Consider the following 16,227-nt stretch of genomic DNA (forward strand, 5'->3'; position numbering starts at 1 on the left):
CAGTTACTCCTCTCTCTGACTGACCTTCTTCCAGCTTTCGTAGTCGTGGACAGCGCTTCCTCCGAAGGCTGGATGCCGGGACAAAGCCCGGTGCAAGATCGCTAGTTGATTCGCCATTTCCTCGGTTCCCCTTTCATGAAAGCTGACATGCGGACCTTCTCCGGAATTCAGGATATTGACTCCGACGATGACAGACCGCTGCTTTTGCTCATTCGCGTCATCCACGATCCGCTGTACGATGCTCAGGATGCCGTTGGGACCGTCCGCATAGTTGCGATAGGCCATCAGCGTTATGCTGTCCAAGCGCTGCAGCATCCAGTTGCTCAGCTTTTCGGTATCCCCTGGGACCTGCACTGAATCGATCCAGAACGGAAGGTCGGCGCTGACGAGCAGATCCGTATCCTTCTTGGTCTCGGCTACCAGGTACTCGATGTTCTCCATCCATTGCCGGACGATGTTCTCTCGGTCCTTCTCCCAATCCGGCAACAAATACGGCTCGATATCCACATGGATTCCCTGAAAACGTTCGTTTTCTGGAGCTCGATTGTTGAACGCCTTGACCCATGCGATGAGGTTGGCGATGCTATCCCGGTTGCGGGTGAAGACCCAATGGGGATCTCCACTGAGCGCCTCGACGTCGATCCCGGCACGGCTTGCCATGCCGATAAAGCTGCGGTAAGCCTGTGGAGAAATGTCAGTTGGTTTGATCTGCAGGTAAATCCGATTGATTTGGTGCTCTTTCGCAAATGCAACGATCTCTTCCGGCTGTGCAATGATCTGTTTGGCATCCCAGATCCAAGTCGCTCTGGTCAAAGGAGGGCTCTGGTTCATCATCAATAGGGTCAGTGACAGCAAGCAAAGCAGCAGCGGCAGCCAGATCCTTTTTTTGTGCTGAAACCATTTTCCCAGCCAAGTGAGGATCATGGGAGCTGGATCTGCTTCCTTTTCTGTTGGTAGTTTTCCTTGTTCACCTGCCGCTCCCTGGCGATCGCCAATGCCTCGCTCGGTACGTGATCGGTAATCGTCGATCCTGCCGCCACGTAAGCGCCTGCCCCAATCGTTACTGGCGCGATCAAATTGACATTGCAGCCGATGAAAGAATGATCCTCGATCGTCGTCTTCTGCTTGGTCGCACCGTCATAGTTTACAGAAATCGTCCCGCAGCCGATATTGACGTGGCTCCCGATCTCACTGTCTCCCAAATAGGAGAGATGGGAGACCTTGGAGTGGTCACCGAGCTTGGTTTTTTTCAACTCGACGAAGTCGCCCACCTTCGCCCCTCTTCCAACCTCGGAGCCCGGGCGAATGTACGCATACGGGCCGATCACAGCCTTGGCGCGGATGACACTGCCCGATACGGTAGAAAACGACAGACTTACCTCATCCTCTATCAGGCAATCATGCACCTGGGTGTGGGGGCCGATGCGACTGCCCTCACCAATGAATGTTTTGCCGCACAAAAAACTGCCGGGGTATATCACCGTGTCTTGTCCAATTTCCACGTCTGCTTCAATGTAGGTGTTGGCCGGGTCGATGATCGTGACACCGTTTCGCATGTGGCGCTCATGAATTCTTTTGCGCAGCAGGCTTTCGATATGGGCAAGCTGTATGCGGTCGTTCACTCCTGCGCCTTCTTCGGGATCTTCGCACACATACGCAGACACCGTGTTTCCCTGCTCTTGCAGGATGGCAATCACGTCCGGGAGATAATACTCCCCTTGGGCATTCCCATTTTCTACCTTTTGCAAACTTTGGTACAGCTTCCGGTTGTCAAAGCAAAAAATACCCGTGCTGATTTCACATACCTTTTTCTGCCCCAGTGTAGCGTCCTTTTCCTCGACGATTCTTCTCACATCGCCGTCTTCATCGCGGATGATCCGGCCATAACCGGTCGGATTGTCGACGATGGTGGTCAACACGGTGGCAGCCGATTGCTTCCCCAGGTGATGCTCAATCAGTTTTTCCAACGTTTCCTTGCGTACAAGCGGTGTATCTCCGTTTAGTACAATCGTCACGCCATCCTGCTCTTGCAGGATCGGCGCGCTCATCAGCACCGCGTGGGCCGTGCCAAGCTGAGCTTCTTGATATACGAATTCGACGCGCTCCCCCAGCTGCTTTTTCACATCGTCTGCGCCGTGACCGACGACAACGACCAGATGCTTCAGGGAAAGACCCTCCAATTGATCTACGATATGCTCGATCATCGGTTTGCCGCATATAGGGTGTACGACCTTGTGCCGTTTGGATTTCATCCGCGTTCCTTTGCCGGCAGCCAATACGACAGCATGGACACTCATCCGATCGCCTCCTGTTGTGTTCGATTGCTGTGTGTGACCGGACCCGTATTCTCTCTTGTCTGGAAATACGGTTTCAGATCATCTGTCAATCTGTCTATAATCATGCGAGAGTTGATCTCTTTCGTCTGATTGCCAAGCTTGCAAGCCTGCAGCATGATGCGCAGCAGGGTATCCTGATTCAGATTTGGTTCCAAACTGCTCATACGGTGTCCCTCCTCGCTTTTCACAGGTATGCTTGCAAAAGTCAGATGCTTACTCAACCGTGACGCTTTTGGCCAGGTTCCGCGGCCGATCGACGTCATTGCCGAGTGATACCGACGTGTAATACGCAATCAACTGCAAGGGAATGACGCAAAGCACCGGTGCGAGCAGCGGATGGGTCGCGGGGATGAGACACACCTCGTCTACCGAACGGTGCAATTCCACATTGTCTTCCAATGCGACACCCAGCACGACGGCTCCGCGTGCCTTTACCTCCGTAATATTGCTGACCATCTTTTCATGCAGATGCGGCTGGGTGGACAGCGCGATCACGCGTGTTCCCTCCTCGATCAGCGCCAGTGTCCCATGCTTCAGCTCTCCTGCCGGGTACGCCTCCGAATGGATGTAGGAAATCTCCTTGAGCTTCAGAGAACCCTCCAGAGAGACGGCGTAATCGAGCCCGCGGCCGAGAAAGAACATCTGTCTCTCTTCCTTGATGGAGATGGCGAATTGCCGGATTTCTTCGGCATGGCCGAGAATCTTTTCTACCTGATCTGGCAGCTTCTGGAGCTCCTGCACCAGCGCCGCACAATCCGATGCCTCCATGCTTTTCTTCTCCTGGGCGAAATAGATGCCCAACAGATAAAAGGCGATGAGCTGAGACGTGTAGGCTTTGGTGGAGGCGACCGCAATCTCCGGTCCTGCCTTGGTCGTCATCACGTGGTCAGCCTCGCGTGCGATGGAGCTTCCGACAACATTGGTGATCGCCAGCACGCTGCTGCCGTTGCGTTTGGCTTCGCGCAAAGCGGCCAAGGTATCTGCTGTCTCGCCGGATTGACTGACTACAACTGTCAAAGTCTTCTGGCCAAAAAGCGGATTGCGGTAGCGAAACTCCGAGGCGACGTCGATCTCTACCGGGATCTTTGCGAGATTTTCGATCACGTGCTTTCCGATCATTCCAGCATGATAAGCGGTGCCGCACGCCACGATATAGATTTTTTCAATCCCTTTCACGGTCTCCGGGGATAAGTCCAGTTCCGGAAGCTTGACCATCTGCTTGGCTTCGTCGATACGGCCTGCCATCGTATGGCGCAGGGAACGCGGCTGTTCGTGGATTTCCTTGAGCATGTAGTGGTCAAAACCGTCTTTTTCCGCCTGCTCCTTGTCCCATGTGATCCGCACCTGCTCTCGTTCGATTGGCTGCAGGGTCTCGAGATCGTACAGCTCTAGTGAATCTGGGGTCAATACGGCCAGATCGCCGTCCTCCATGACATAGACATCCCGCGTGTGCTCGAGTATCGCAGGGATGTCGGAGCCAATAAACTTCTCACCCTCGCCCACGCCAATAATTAAAGGACTGGCGAAGCGGACAGCAATCAGTTTGTCCGGCTCCCCTTCACTCATAACCGCCAGCGCGTAGGCTCCGCGCAACCGAGCCGCGACCTGCTGAACGGTTTGAATGAGATCCCCTTGATCATGCTTCGCAAGGAGGTGAGCGATGACTTCTGTATCCGTCTCGGAAGTGAAGGTGACCCCTTCCTGTATGAGCTCCTGCCTGATTTCCTGTTCGTTTTCGATAATTCCGTTGTGAACAATTGCGAACTTGCCGCGCTCATCCGTATGAGGATGCGAGTTGGCATCCGAAGGGCGGCCGTGTGTCGCCCATCTCGTGTGACCGATGCCGATCGAGCCGTGCAGACGGGCATGCTGCACCAGTCCTTCCAGGATGTCGATTCGCCCTTTCGCTTTGCGAATCGCAATCTTTGTGCCATCGTTCACGGCGATTCCGGCCGAATCATAGCCGCGGTATTCCAGCTTTCGCAGTCCGTCGATCAAGATAGGCTGCGCTTCTCTGTTGCCGATATATCCCATGATTCCACACATAGTCGTTCCTCCTTCGCGTCATTCATGGATGTAGGGCAGCCGGCTCGCCTTACGCGAGCAGGCTGACGACTTCCTTTTTCTGCGGGATCGAGACAGCCATCCCGATCTTGTAGATATGGGAACCCTCCACACCTTCGAAGGCATTGCGCGTATCGATGACGGCGACGCCCAGATCAGCCAGCTCCCGGTAGTCGAAGCTGCCGTGATTGGTGATCAGCACCATGCAGTCGTAAGTGCGGAACCGCTCCAGATCGTAAGCGATGGAATGAACCGATTCCCCCGCTTTATTGACAAAATGTTTGGCGTACGGATCGTAGTAGTCCACGCTTGCCCCGTTCTTTTTATACAGCTCGTAGATCTCCAGGCCTGGCGATTCTCGCAGATCGTCCACATCCGGCTTGTACGCCATGCCGAGAATGAGGATTTTGGAGCTGTTGATCGATTTGGCATAGAGATTCAAGACCTGTACCGTCTTGTGAAGAACGTAGTCCGGCATGCTGTCATTGATGGATTGCGCAATATCAATAAACTTGCTGTGAAACCGAAAGCCTTTTGCCTTCCACGACAGATACATCGGGTCGAGCGGAATGCAATGACCTCCGATGCCGGGCCCCGGATAAAACGGCATGTAGCCAAAAGGCTTGGTCGAAGCCGCCTTGATTACTTCCCAGACATTGATGCCCATCTTGTCGCACATCAGCGCCATCTCATTCATAAAGGCGATATTGACGCTGCGGAAGGTATTCTCCAGCAGCTTCGACATTTCTGCCACTTTCGGCGAAGAGACCGGTATGACCGCTTGTACGAGATTTCCGTATAGTGCCATCCCCAGATCGATGCATCTTTGTGTGGTTCCCCCGATCACCTTGGGCGTATTGTGAGTGTTGAATTTCCGGTTGCCTGGGTCTACCCGCTCCGGAGAATAGCAGAGGAAGAAATCCACCCCTGCCTGAAAGCCCAATTTTTCGATCTCCCACTGAATCAGCTCTTCAGTCGTGCCCGGATAGGTGGTGCTTTCCAGCGTAATCAGCATCCCCTGCTTCATATGGATCTTCAATTGGTTTACGACATGCGTAATGTAGGAGGTGTCCGGGTCTTGATTGGGACTCAGCGGTGTAGGGACGCAGATGCTGATCGCATCCAGCTCCGCAATGGCAGCGTAGTCTGTCGTCGGAAAAAAACGATCTGTTGCCAGACATTCCCGCAAGGTCTCATCCGAAATATCCTGGACATAGGAGACGCCCGCCTTTAGGCTCTCGACTTTTCTTGGGTCCAAGTCGATCCCGACGACGGTGTATCCGCCTTTTATCGTTTCCACGGCAAGGGGCAGACCGACATAGCCAAGCCCGATCACCCCTACTCTTGCCGTCTTATCCGCCAATTTTTGCTGCAGTTCCTCGAATCTCCCCATACTCGTCTCTCCCCTTCATGGTCTCTTTATGAAATGAGTCGCTTCACGCGTGCTGCCAGCTCTACAGGCGAAAATGGCTTGGTAATGTAGTCGGAAGCACCGAGAGCGAATGATTTTTTTACATCTTCCTCCAGCTTCTTGTCCGTCAGAACCACGATTTTGCTCGCGGGTCCTGTCTGCTGTTGCCTGATTCTCTCCATCAATTGATAGCCGTCCATGATCGGCAGGTTGAGATCGGTGATGACCAAATCCGGGAACAGCTCCTGGTATTTTTGCACCCCATCCATGCCATCCTGGGCGATCGTCACCTGGTAGCCCTTTTGCTGCAGAAATATTTGCAGGAACTCATTGACTGTCTCGTCGTGGTTGACCAACAGGATGCTTCCAGCCGTTTCCTCCCGGCCATCGAGGTGATGGAAAAACAGCTTGATCTCCCCGTAGCCGGCCAGCTTCAGGACCTCCTGAATCATTCGTTGCAGGACGTAGCTTGTCGCCTGTTTGGATTCAGTAAAGCTGGCGATTAAGAGACTGCCTGCCAGAAGCCCGCGTTCCTGCAGGATGTCCTTAACCTGCAGGGAAAAAAAGTGGGTTTCGCTGCGGTTTTGCCCCTCCAGATAGACGGCCAGCAGACGGGTGTTTTTGTCATAGGCGAGTTGCATGTGCAAGCCCATGCCTTTTTGCTGGAGAGCTTCCTCGATGTCGCTGACCGATGCCGGGCTCAGCTGCTTGCAAGCAGCGAGTATGATGCCGCAAGAATTGTGTTCTAACCTGTACGCTCGCAGAAATTGATGAAATGCAGGTATTAGACTGTTCATCCTCTTACCTCCAGACTGGAAATCGTTTTCTTTTCCTCAGCTTTCCAGCTCGTTCGGGTCATCGTGCCCCACGAGTTGTTGTTGCGCAAATATTCGATGTGACCCAAAAACCGCCAGATGACACCGATTTGTCGGTAGCCGAAAAACATCAGAATGGTATAGAAAAGCATTTTGACGATATCCTGAAAACGCGGATAGCGGCGAAATGCGATTTCCTCCAGCAGCAGCGCGCCAATCCCCAAGAGAAAGCCATAGAGAATGTTGAGGGCGCCATAGATCAGCAGGATATTCGCTTGCGTCATGTCCATCAGCACGTAGCCGATCAATGCCAACAGTCCTGTGATTCGAAAATAAGGATTCAAGGTCTCAAACAAAATGTTGTACGGCAGGGTGACCAGACCGAATATTTTGTACTTGGGACGAAAGACCATGTGCTGGCCGTATTCGATCATGTTTTTCAAGTTTCCGCGTCCCCATCTGCGGCGCTGGCTCCCCAGGATTTTCCACGTGTCAGGCGCTTGCGTCCAGCAGACGGCGTCGGGACAGAAAGCGACGCGATACGGAAGCTTGTTCTCGAGCATGTATTTGTGCAGTTTGATGATGATGTTCATATCCTCTCCGGGATAGCCGCCGCGATAACCGCCCACTTTGATCACATAATCCTTGCGAAAGACACCGAAGGCGCCGGAGACGATAATCAAGCCGTTGATCGCACTCCAGCCGATTCGCCCTCCCAGGAAGGCCTTGAGGTATTCGATCGACTGAAGCATGGGCAAAAGCTTTTTCGGCAGGCGAATCTCGCTGACGATGCCATCCTCGATCTTGCAGCCGTTAGCGATGCGGATATCGCCGCCAATCGCCACGGTTTCCTCCGGATTCTCCATGTAGACGCGAGCAATGCGAATCAAGGCGTCCTTTTCCAGCAATGAATCGGCGTCGATCGAAGCGATCAGCGGGTAGTGGGACAGGTTGATTCCCGCGTTGAGCGAATCCGCCTTACCTCCGTTGTCCTTGTCGATCAGATACAGATGGGGGAAGGCCGGATTGTAGTAGACACCGCGAACCTTCTCCGTTTTCAGCACTGGCCAGACAGCGGCGTGATGGGAGAGCTGCAGGTTGAACTCATTGATCAGCACGTTGAGCGTCTCGTCGCCAGACCCGTCATTGATGACGATCACTTCATATTCCGGGTAGTTGAGCGACAACAGCGACCGGACGTTCTCGATAATCGTCAGCTCCTCGTTGTACGCGGGAACCAGGATTGAGATCGGCGGCACATGCGGCGAACCGGACAAGGCCTGATACCTGGAGTACAGGGAACTTTTGAGAATACCCATGATGTTCTTGAAGGAGAACATCATGATGATTAAATACAGCGAGTTGATGACGAAGACGTAATAGATGGCAAACGTCCCGTAGTATAGCAAGAAATCTCTCATCGCTTCCTCCCTCCTGCCTACTTTTCCAATGCATGGGCGGTACTGAGTGTTTTCCTGCTCCATTCTTGGTAAAAAAGCAGCTTTTGTTGGTGCGTGATCTGCTGCTCCAGATCGATGGTGGGAAATCTGCCCTTCTCCAGTTCCTTTTGGATGACCTGATTGGCCATCTCGCGAATGCGGATGTCCCTCTCTTCCTCCATGATCGAGCAAAGCGCCCGGAAGCCATCCACCTGCAATTGGGCCAGGCTGTTCATGCTGTTGCGGGCGACCCACCAATGCGGATCCTTCACCGCACGCTTCAAAAGTGGAATGTAGGTGGACAATCCCAGTTCACCGATCGCCTTCGCCATCACAGAGCGGATCTCCCAGTCAGGATGCGATAAGAACAGGCTGACATTTCGCTTCGTCAGATAACGAATATCCCGGCACAGCAGCTTTACTACCTTGATCCGGACCTCCTTGTCTGCCGAATTCACGAGTTGGTCCAGGATCGAGTCCATGCCGGGCTGGACATGCGATGTCAGTCCAATCAGCCCGACTTTGACCAGATCGGCATCCTCCTCGCGCACCAAAGAGGCAAACAAGGGGCCGGTATCGATCTGGCTGTCGCTGAGTATATCGACGATCAGCGGCTGGCAGTTTTGGCGGTACCCCACCAGCAGCTCGACCATCTCGCGCAGATCTTTTTCCTTACGCGCGCATTTGGCCAGAGCGCGCGCGAAGATGAACATGCTGGCATCGTTATCGTCTTTTTTCATGAGCCGGATAATTCCCGGGACTGCTTGCTCCGCATGCATCATCCCGAGATTGTAGGCGGCGTCCACCCGCGACCATTTCCACCAAGAGTTCAGCCGCTTCAGATCCATTTCGACTAACCCCAGGTCATCGCAGAGATCAAGCAGTTTTTGGCGATGAACGCCGGTAAAGCGCTCCAGTAGGGAAATCAGCTTTTTTTGGATGATCCTTTTTTCGCTGCGCGTCAGGACTCCTGCTGGCGGCTTCAGCCGTCCCTCTTCTTCCCCGTACGCCTGGATGTAGAAAAAATAGTCTTGGTATTTTTCCAGACAAACCCGCTCGCGTTTCTCAGCAGCGAGATGACGCAGTTTCAGGACAAACAGTACGAGCAGTCCCAGAACAGCTGCTCCGCTGAGGCCGTACAGCATGTACACGGCTATCGTCAGTGGTGTCTCCACATCCCCACCCCCATCCCCTCATGGTTTGGTCTCTTTTCGATTTGGTTCGGTCAATTCTTGAAACACCTGTTGAATCCGGGTGTAGCTCTGTTTTTTTCGTTCGTGATAATGTACTTCTTCCCATGGCTCCCACTTGTAGCGCGGCAGCTTCGTCAACGGATACGGCTTGTCCGACTCTACCGCAATCGGTGCCTGGGAAGCTGCTTGTCTTTCCACGGTCCAAGGGAAAATCCGAATGCCCTTCGTCGTCTCGGTGACAAAGGCAGCCCCCTCATCCCGATAACTCATCACCTGAAGGGAACTGGGGTCGGTAAAGCCGAGCAGCATCCACGGAATGCGCAGCTCCACGATCTTTCCTTTCGCCTCCCAGGCTGTCAATGAGTTGTAGTCAGGACTGTCAGAGTCCGTAGTCCCTCTGCGCAGCTTGCCTGCGACGACCTCTTCCATCGGATAGTACGCTTTGCTGTCAGGCGGCTCCATCTCCATTCCCACTGCCAGCTTCCAAGGGACGAAAACACCGGAATTGTCCTGCAGCGATTCCTCCTTGACCGGCAGCATCCGATACCTTTTGCCGTACAAACGGGTATGAAAATCATAGTTCGCAGCGATGAGAATCTCGCTTTCCTGCGCATCGCCGAGACGAACCAGCGTTTCCAGTCCTTCATCCAAGGTCTGTCCGGAAAGCTCGGGCGCTTTCCGATTCCCTCCCGGAAGCGTATCGAAGCCCAGGTAGAGCGTTTGTTTCTTAGGATCAAATTCCTCTGAAAGCTCGGCCATGACGTAAAGATAGGCTTCATCATGCGTCACCCAGAGCTCTGACAGGCCGGGCCTAGACATCTCCAGCCTTTGCTTTTGACCCTCGTCCAGCTTTTCCCAATCTGCCTTGTCGCCGTCGATTGTCAGCAAATCCTCCTTGCCCGGATGCATGCCGAGGACGCCGAACAAGGACTCGTTGGTCAGGACATTCAGCCAGAGTGAGCGCCTGTCCTCGGGAAGCTCGAATTTCATCGTATTCCAGGTCTTCTTGAACCACTCGTCCTGCCACACGAAGAGAATGCCTCCGGCGTATCCCTCCGCATGAATCTCTCGCATCAATTGGGCGTCGATCTCACCCTGTCGCTCCTCGGTATGTCCGCCCTGGTCTCTTCCCAGCTCCCCCAGATGCGCATTGCCCCAGGAAGCCGGGACACCGAATTCCGTCACCATGATCGGCAGTCCGTCGTGATGGGCTTTCAATTTCCGCAAATACGCCTTGTACGTATCGATTTCACCCTGGTCGTTCTTGACCTGCTTCAAATCGGAATCATAGCGAAACAGGTCCGGATAGTAGGGGTAGACGTGATAGGACGCGAAATACCCTGCCTTCCACTGGATCGGCTCGATATGCGTCGGATCGACACTCACCATGTCCTCGTGATAAATCGGCTCGCCTGGATGTTGGATGGGATCTGTCGTCACCCAGTTGGTAAACGTCATCGGATGCTGCCATCCATATTGGCTTTCTTCCTCCGCGACCAGATCCACCATCTCCGCCAACCAGGACTCGAAGGGCGATGCCTGCGGCGTGGCGCGAAAATGCTTCCCCTGATAAGGTTCCGTCGCCTGATGAAGCTTGTTGGTTTTCTGGACCATGACAGGGTCCCATTCTGTACCGATGTGCCAGCCAATGAGGTAAGGACCTGCATTGGCCCGATACTTTCCGCTCGCCTTCCCCATTTTTTCCGGAAGGGTGACAGCCCCGTATACGGCTCCGACTGCATCCCGGATCTCTTGTTGAAACTGTTCATGAATCTCCGGCAGGAACGCGTCCTGCTTTTCGATCAGCAATTCCTCCGGGCTCCAGATTCCCTGCATCAGATAGAGCGGCTCCCCCTCCTTGCGTTGATTAAACGCGACCAAGGCCTCGTAAAAGGCGGGTGGATGGATCGTATAGATCCGGATGACATTCGCCCCCATCTCATCGATCATGGAGAACCAGCGCAAATAATCTTCCTTGGTGATGGGGAGTTCCCCCGGGAAGTGTCCAGGCAGCGATGCGCCCAGATTGATTCCTTTGGTAAAAAAGGGCTTCCAGGCTTGATTCTGGTAGACTTCGATATACTCGCCATTCGTGCGGAATTTCGTCTGCACGCCTTTCGATATTTCCATGCTTTCTACACGATTGCCACTGCCATTCCACCAGAGAGAGGTGAAAACAGCCGCGATCATGACGGCCAAAGCGGCCCATTGCCCCCGACGTCTCCTGTGCTGTCCCAATCCTCTTCAACCTCCGTTGTGCTGTTGCCCGTTTCTGCCCAAATTGTATACGTAGAGAATCCACCCTCCCATAGCCTGAAATCACCATTCATACTTAATTCATATTTGTAATCGAATTTTAATATTTGATAGATAATGATTAGAACGCCCTACTTTTTTTGGTACGAAGTCCTGCAACCTTCTCGGACAATGGCCCTAATGCCAAGAAGCCGGCAGGTCCATCTGTTGCATCCTGTATTTTCTGACAGCTTCGGAAAATTGGTAGGTTGCTCACAATTGAAAAAGGAGCAAAAAAGAGGCGATTCCGAAATATGAACATCTCGAAATTGCCTCTTTCTTCTTTTTTTGCATGTCTGACCGCTATTGACTGTATAAAAGGGCCCGGGCAATGCCGATAAAATACTCCGACTCCCGGCGGATGTGGTTTAGTACGGTAATCGCAGTTGGATTATGCTTTAATGCTTCGCTTTCCGTCCCTAATTGATTTAGCAGCATGATAAATTGTTCACTTTCTTGCAAGGCAAACTGTACCAGCTCCAGCACCTGTTCATAAAAGGCGGGTTGAAGATACGCTCCGCCCCTTACTGCTGTTTCAATATATTGTACAAATGTCGCTTGCGTACGTGACAGCTCCTGCTCCCATTCTTGCAGCGCCTGCACAAACCGCTGCTCCAGATTGGGAACGAGTGCGCGAATCACCTCTGTATGCTCGGCTTCCTGATGCTTCCAGAATTCGCCTTCATCCAAAATGCGCAGCGGCATTTGCTCTCCATAATAAAATTGCATGTGATTCCCCTCCCTGTTCTATCAGCAGGCTATGCATATGCGCCCAGAGTGGTTCCCACACGCAAAAAAGCGATCCCGCAGCCATCGAAGGTGCGGAATCGCTTTTTTTAGGAATTACAATGTTTTCATGCCTGGCTTCCAGTTCGCAGGGCACAGTCCGCCTGCCTGCAACGCTTGCAACACGCGGGAGGTTTCTTCTACACTGCGTCCTACGTTCATATCAGTCACGACCTGGTAACGCAACATTCCTTCCGGGTCAATGATGAACAAACCGCGATACGCCGCCCCTGCTGTCTCATCCAGAATCCCGTAGGCACGGGCTGTTTCCTTGTTGAAGTCGCTCGCCAGCGGGAAGTTGACCTCTCCGATTCCGTTCTGGTCGCGCGGAGTTTTGATCCAGGCGCGGTGTGTATGCACACTGTCGGTGGAGACACCCAATACTTCGCAATCCAGATCGCGGAACACTTCGATGCTGTCGCTAAAAGAGGTGACCTCTGTCGGGCAGACGAAGGTGAAGTCGAATGGCCAGAAGAACAAAATCAGCCATTTTCCTTTGTAGTCGTCCAGCTTCACCCGTTCTTCCAGAGTCTCCATGTTTTTCGTGGAAAGCAGGTTGAAATCGGGCGCCTTTTTCCCAACTTGCAATTGCACTTGCTCTGTCATCATATGAACTCTCTCCCTATTCATGTTGTCTGGTCTGGTTGCGTCAGGACTCGTTCTTCAGTCGTGCAAGAATTACTGTGCGCTTTCTTCCAAAGCAGCCAGCGCTTTTTTGATTCGGTTCGGGTTGAAGCCCAGGATTTGCTTTTCGCCAATCACAGTCAAAGGCACGGACATGATGCCCAGATTGTGCAGTTCTTGTGCGAATTCATCGGACTCGTCGATGTTGCGCTCCTCATAGGAGATGTTTTGCTCGTCCAGATAGGTTTTCAGTTGCTTGCAAAAATTGCAGTTGGTGCTGGAATATACGATTGCTTGTGCCATCATGTCTCTCTCCTTTTATCTGCCTGATTATTTGTATTGTGGAACTACTTTGGAACGCTTGTTGATGTATTTGTCGACAGCCATCGCTGCAATCGCGCCGTCTGCCGCGGCTACGACCGCCTGTTTGACAGGAGTTTTGCGTACTTCTCCGGCGCCGAATACACCCGGAACGGAGGATTGCATGAATTCATCCAGAATCATGAAGCCCTCGTCATCGAGTGGAACTTGTCCATCCAGGAAATCAGTGCCAGGCTTGCTGCCTGAGAGGAAAACAAAGACGCCATCAACATCCAGGACTTCTTCCTGGCCCTCTGCGGTGCGAATGCGGACACCTTCCACTTTCTTTTCACCGAGAATTTCCAGTGGGCGCGTGCGGAACAGAAGCTCTGTTTTGGGCAACTCCGGTACTTCCTCGATCCCCTGAAGGTCAGCGCGCGGTACCAGGAAGGTAATGCGATCCGCAAACTTGGTCAGTGCATGCGCCTCTTCCAGCGCTTCCTCGCTGTCTCCAATGACGGCTACGTGTTTGCCTTCATAGAAGGCGCCGTCGCAAGTGGCACATGTACTTACCCCGCGACCCAACAAGTCTTCTTCACCCGGAAGCATCCGGTTGCGTCCTTTGGACCCTGTCGCGACGATGATCGCTTTTGCCTCAAATGTCCCGTGGGCAGTGAAGACGCTTTTTTCTTCATCCTCCACGTCGACGGCTGTGATGGTCGTTTGGATAAATTCTGCGCCGAAGCTCTCCGCCTGGCGACGCATTTTATCGAGCAGTTCTTTACCGGACAACTCACCCTCTACACCCGGGTAGTTGGCTATTTTATGCGTCAGGGCCAATGCACCCGTACCAGGCGCCTTATCAATGACCAAGGTCTTCAGATTTCCGCGCGCTGTATAGATCGCAGCCGATGCCCCTGCCGGACCGCCGCCGATGATGATGACGTCATACATGAAGGCCTCCCCTTTCTCTCTATCAGATTAAAATTATTATTAACTAGGAACATTTCTCATTTTACTAGATCGACGAATAAAGTCAATATCTTTTTATAATGATTTTAAATAGGAGTTGGTGGTGTTCCAGCTGCAGTGGAGGTGCGGAAAAAGGAGAAAACACTCAGGCGGGTTGGGATCTTTACGGGGAGGGGGATCATTCCTGGCCGCCTCCCACTCCAAAGGCGGAACCGCGGCCAAAAGCAGCCCGCTTCGAGGAAGTGATTCAGAGTGTAGAGTAGAGAACTGACGTTTTCTGGCGACCGTTTGGTCGCCTTACTCCTTTCAGTTCCCCCTCATCAAACCGTACGTGAGGTTCTCCCTCATACGGCTTTCCGATGTTCTTCTTTCCTTGGCATTCGGTTATCGCGTACGGCAAGCTTCACAAGAATTCCTCTTGTAGCTTTTGCTATCTCTCTCATCCGCGCATGTCTCGCTTGTTTATTCCTTTTCTTGTTGTTAAAGAGCACAAGTCTTGTCAGAACATACCAGTCGATGCGACATAACCACTTAGCTCCTATGGGTGAAAGTGAATAATAATTCTTGAAACCTTGAAGTTTTCGATTCAGCCCATGTATCAGCTCGTCTAGTGACCAGTACAACTTGTTGCGCGGTTTGGTATACTCTTTGATTTTCCTTCTCATTTCCTTCATAGCCTTCTTGCTCGGAATGTGTGACATGACGTACATTTTCTTTCCACCCTTGAGAAGAATGGGAAATTTTCGATGGTGTAAACCAAGGAAGTCAAAGCCCGTCGTATTGTCCCAGATATTAACCAGTCGAGACTTTTCTTTACTAAGTGTAAGGTCCAGTTTGTTTAGTACCGCTTTTATGACTTGTATACTTTCCAAAGCGTCTTGTTTCGATCTACACATGATTACAAAATCATCCGCATATCGGATCAGCTTCCCAAGATGAGTGAATTGCTTCTCCCAAATCGTGTCCATGTAGTCCAAATAAATATTTGCCAACAGTGGAGAGATTACCCCTCCTTGCGGAGTGCCCCATTCGGTTTCATGAAACTGTACATCTTCCATGACGCCCGCACGGAGCCAGTTCCGAATCAGCTTTAGTATCCTGCGATCAGAAATCCTTTTCTCTACTAGCTTCATGAGCTTTTCCTGATTAATGTTGTCAAAGTATCCTTTGATGTCTACATCGACTACCCAGGAGGCCGTCCTGCTGGTTTTCTTGATTTGTGTAATCGCCTGGTGGGCATTTCGTTTGGGACGGAATCCGTATGAGCAATCTTTGAAATCGGCTTCAAAGATAGGCTCAATAACCATCTTGGTTGCCATCTGAACAACACGATCTCGGATGGTCGGGATACCAAGCGGTCTTTGTTTCCCATCCGCTTTCGGGATGTACGTGCGCCGCACAGGAGATGGATGATATTGCTTACCCTTCAGGTCGAGATAAATTTCGTTGAGAAATTTACTTTCCCCATACTCCTGAACGATTCTTTCAATTGTCTGTCCATCTATCCCGCCGCTACCTTTATTGGCTCGAACTCTACGCCACGCTTCCGCAAGAATATCTGGCCGGTACACTTTGTCATACAGAGCATGAAATCGCCGTTTTGGATTTTCCTTGGCACAAAGATATAGGGTTGTCCAAAGTTGTCGAGCTTTTACATTGGTGTAGTTAGCAAGTTTACTTGCATTCACTCACTCTTACCTCCTTTCAACCCAAGAACAAAGCAGGGTTCCTTCCCTCCACAAGGTTGTGTTGTCCTTATGTTCAACGGTACTATAAACCCCTCCGACTCCCTCTCTGCCGTCCACCCTTTCGCATGTGCTTATAGGCTTTCGCTTTACACCCCAACGGGGTGTGCAGAGTAGGGTCTCCCCAGTTCCGTTAACTACTTTCTCAGCGTACCGCTCCCCATACTCCGGGAGGTTCCTTGATGCTGTCTCCAAGTTCTACACATCGTCCATGGACTTCGCCTGCGGCCACCGGGCTCGTCTCCTC

The 16,227-nt window shown here is 52.3% G+C and carries 14 protein-coding genes; all 14 read right to left on the bottom strand.

Features of this window, described 5'->3' with window-relative positions; translation table 11 throughout:
• Positions 1-3: 3 nt before the first annotated feature.
• Positions 4-924, bottom strand: coding sequence for a hypothetical protein (locus T458_RS35985; protein ID WP_023555872.1), 921 nt, complete (start codon positions 922-924; stop codon positions 4-6).
• Positions 921-2,297: a bifunctional UDP-N-acetylglucosamine diphosphorylase/glucosamine-1-phosphate N-acetyltransferase GlmU gene (gene glmU, locus T458_RS35990; protein WP_023555873.1), complete on the bottom strand. Its 1,377-nt coding sequence runs from the start codon at positions 2,295-2,297 to the stop codon at positions 921-923. Before glmU ends, T458_RS35985 begins: the two co-directional genes overlap by 4 nt.
• The gene (locus T458_RS35995; RefSeq protein ID WP_023555874.1) at positions 2,294-2,500 is read right to left on the bottom strand and encodes a hypothetical protein; all 207 of its coding nucleotides are present in this window, start codon (positions 2,498-2,500) and stop codon (positions 2,294-2,296) included. The genes glmU and T458_RS35995 overlap by 4 nt, the downstream gene beginning before the upstream one ends.
• Before the next feature lie 49 nt (positions 2,501-2,549).
• Positions 2,550-4,382: a glutamine--fructose-6-phosphate transaminase (isomerizing) gene (gene glmS, locus T458_RS36000; protein ID WP_023555875.1), complete on the bottom strand. Its 1,833-nt coding sequence runs from the start codon at positions 4,380-4,382 to the stop codon at positions 2,550-2,552.
• 49 nt (positions 4,383-4,431) lie between these two features.
• The gene (locus T458_RS36005; protein WP_023555876.1) at positions 4,432-5,793 is read right to left on the bottom strand and encodes a nucleotide sugar dehydrogenase; all 1,362 of its coding nucleotides are present in this window, start codon (positions 5,791-5,793) and stop codon (positions 4,432-4,434) included.
• A 26-nt stretch (positions 5,794-5,819) separates the two neighbouring features.
• Positions 5,820-6,608: a response regulator transcription factor gene (locus T458_RS36010; RefSeq protein ID WP_023555877.1), complete on the bottom strand. Its 789-nt coding sequence runs from the start codon at positions 6,606-6,608 to the stop codon at positions 5,820-5,822.
• On the bottom strand, positions 6,605-8,047 hold the full coding sequence (locus T458_RS36015; protein WP_023555878.1) for a glycosyltransferase family 2 protein: 1,443 nt from the start codon (positions 8,045-8,047) through the stop codon (positions 6,605-6,607). The genes T458_RS36010 and T458_RS36015 overlap by 4 nt, the downstream gene beginning before the upstream one ends.
• A 17-nt stretch (positions 8,048-8,064) precedes the next feature.
• Positions 8,065-9,240, bottom strand: a complete 1,176-nt coding sequence (locus tag T458_RS36020; protein ID WP_023555879.1) for a HEAT repeat domain-containing protein — start codon at positions 9,238-9,240, stop codon at positions 8,065-8,067.
• A gap of 18 nt (positions 9,241-9,258) precedes the next feature.
• The gene (locus T458_RS36025; protein ID WP_051410027.1) at positions 9,259-11,448 is read right to left on the bottom strand and encodes a hypothetical protein; all 2,190 of its coding nucleotides are present in this window, start codon (positions 11,446-11,448) and stop codon (positions 9,259-9,261) included.
• 408 nt (positions 11,449-11,856) lie between these two features.
• Positions 11,857-12,282: a DUF2935 domain-containing protein gene (locus tag T458_RS36030; RefSeq protein WP_023555881.1), complete on the bottom strand. Its 426-nt coding sequence runs from the start codon at positions 12,280-12,282 to the stop codon at positions 11,857-11,859.
• Positions 12,283-12,396: 114 nt separating this feature from the next.
• Positions 12,397-12,948 carry a peroxiredoxin gene (locus tag T458_RS36035; RefSeq protein ID WP_023555882.1) on the bottom strand — a complete coding sequence of 184 codons (552 nt, stop codon included), beginning with the start codon at positions 12,946-12,948 and terminating at the stop codon, positions 12,397-12,399.
• Between the two features lie 69 nt (positions 12,949-13,017).
• Positions 13,018-13,266, bottom strand: coding sequence for a glutaredoxin family protein (locus tag T458_RS36040; RefSeq protein ID WP_023555883.1), 249 nt, complete (start codon positions 13,264-13,266; stop codon positions 13,018-13,020).
• Positions 13,267-13,293: 27 nt separating this feature from the next.
• On the bottom strand, positions 13,294-14,217 hold the full coding sequence (locus tag T458_RS36045; RefSeq protein ID WP_023555884.1) for an NAD(P)/FAD-dependent oxidoreductase: 924 nt from the start codon (positions 14,215-14,217) through the stop codon (positions 13,294-13,296).
• A 362-nt stretch (positions 14,218-14,579) separates the two neighbouring features.
• Entirely contained in the window at positions 14,580-15,923 is a 1,344-nt protein-coding gene (gene ltrA, locus T458_RS36050; protein ID WP_023555885.1) for a group II intron reverse transcriptase/maturase, read from the bottom strand.
• Positions 15,924-16,227 lie beyond the last annotated feature (304 nt).

This window comes from Brevibacillus panacihumi W25 (assembly GCF_000503775.1).
GTDB lineage: Bacteria > Bacillota > Bacilli > Brevibacillales > Brevibacillaceae > Brevibacillus > Brevibacillus panacihumi_A.

Coding starts and splice junctions, on each gene's coding strand:
- T458_RS35985 (WP_023555872.1), bottom strand. CDS start 924: ATGATCCTCACTTGGCTGGGAAAATGGTTTCAGCACAAAAAAAGGATC.
- glmU (WP_023555873.1), bottom strand. CDS start 2,297: ATGAGTGTCCATGCTGTCGTATTGGCTGCCGGCAAAGGAACGCGGATG.
- T458_RS35995 (WP_023555874.1), bottom strand. CDS start 2,500: ATGAGCAGTTTGGAACCAAATCTGAATCAGGATACCCTGCTGCGCATC.
- glmS (WP_023555875.1), bottom strand. CDS start 4,382: ATGTGTGGAATCATGGGATATATCGGCAACAGAGAAGCGCAGCCTATC.
- T458_RS36005 (WP_023555876.1), bottom strand. CDS start 5,793: ATGGGGAGATTCGAGGAACTGCAGCAAAAATTGGCGGATAAGACGGCA.
- T458_RS36010 (WP_023555877.1), bottom strand. CDS start 6,608: ATGAACAGTCTAATACCTGCATTTCATCAATTTCTGCGAGCGTACAGG.
- T458_RS36015 (WP_023555878.1), bottom strand. CDS start 8,047: ATGAGAGATTTCTTGCTATACTACGGGACGTTTGCCATCTATTACGTC.
- T458_RS36025 (WP_051410027.1), bottom strand. CDS start 11,448: ATGATCGCGGCTGTTTTCACCTCTCTCTGGTGGAATGGCAGTGGCAAT.
- T458_RS36030 (WP_023555881.1), bottom strand. CDS start 12,282: ATGCAATTTTATTATGGAGAGCAAATGCCGCTGCGCATTTTGGATGAA.
- T458_RS36035 (WP_023555882.1), bottom strand. CDS start 12,948: ATGATGACAGAGCAAGTGCAATTGCAAGTTGGGAAAAAGGCGCCCGAT.
- T458_RS36040 (WP_023555883.1), bottom strand. CDS start 13,266: ATGGCACAAGCAATCGTATATTCCAGCACCAACTGCAATTTTTGCAAG.
- T458_RS36045 (WP_023555884.1), bottom strand. CDS start 14,217: ATGTATGACGTCATCATCATCGGCGGCGGTCCGGCAGGGGCATCGGCT.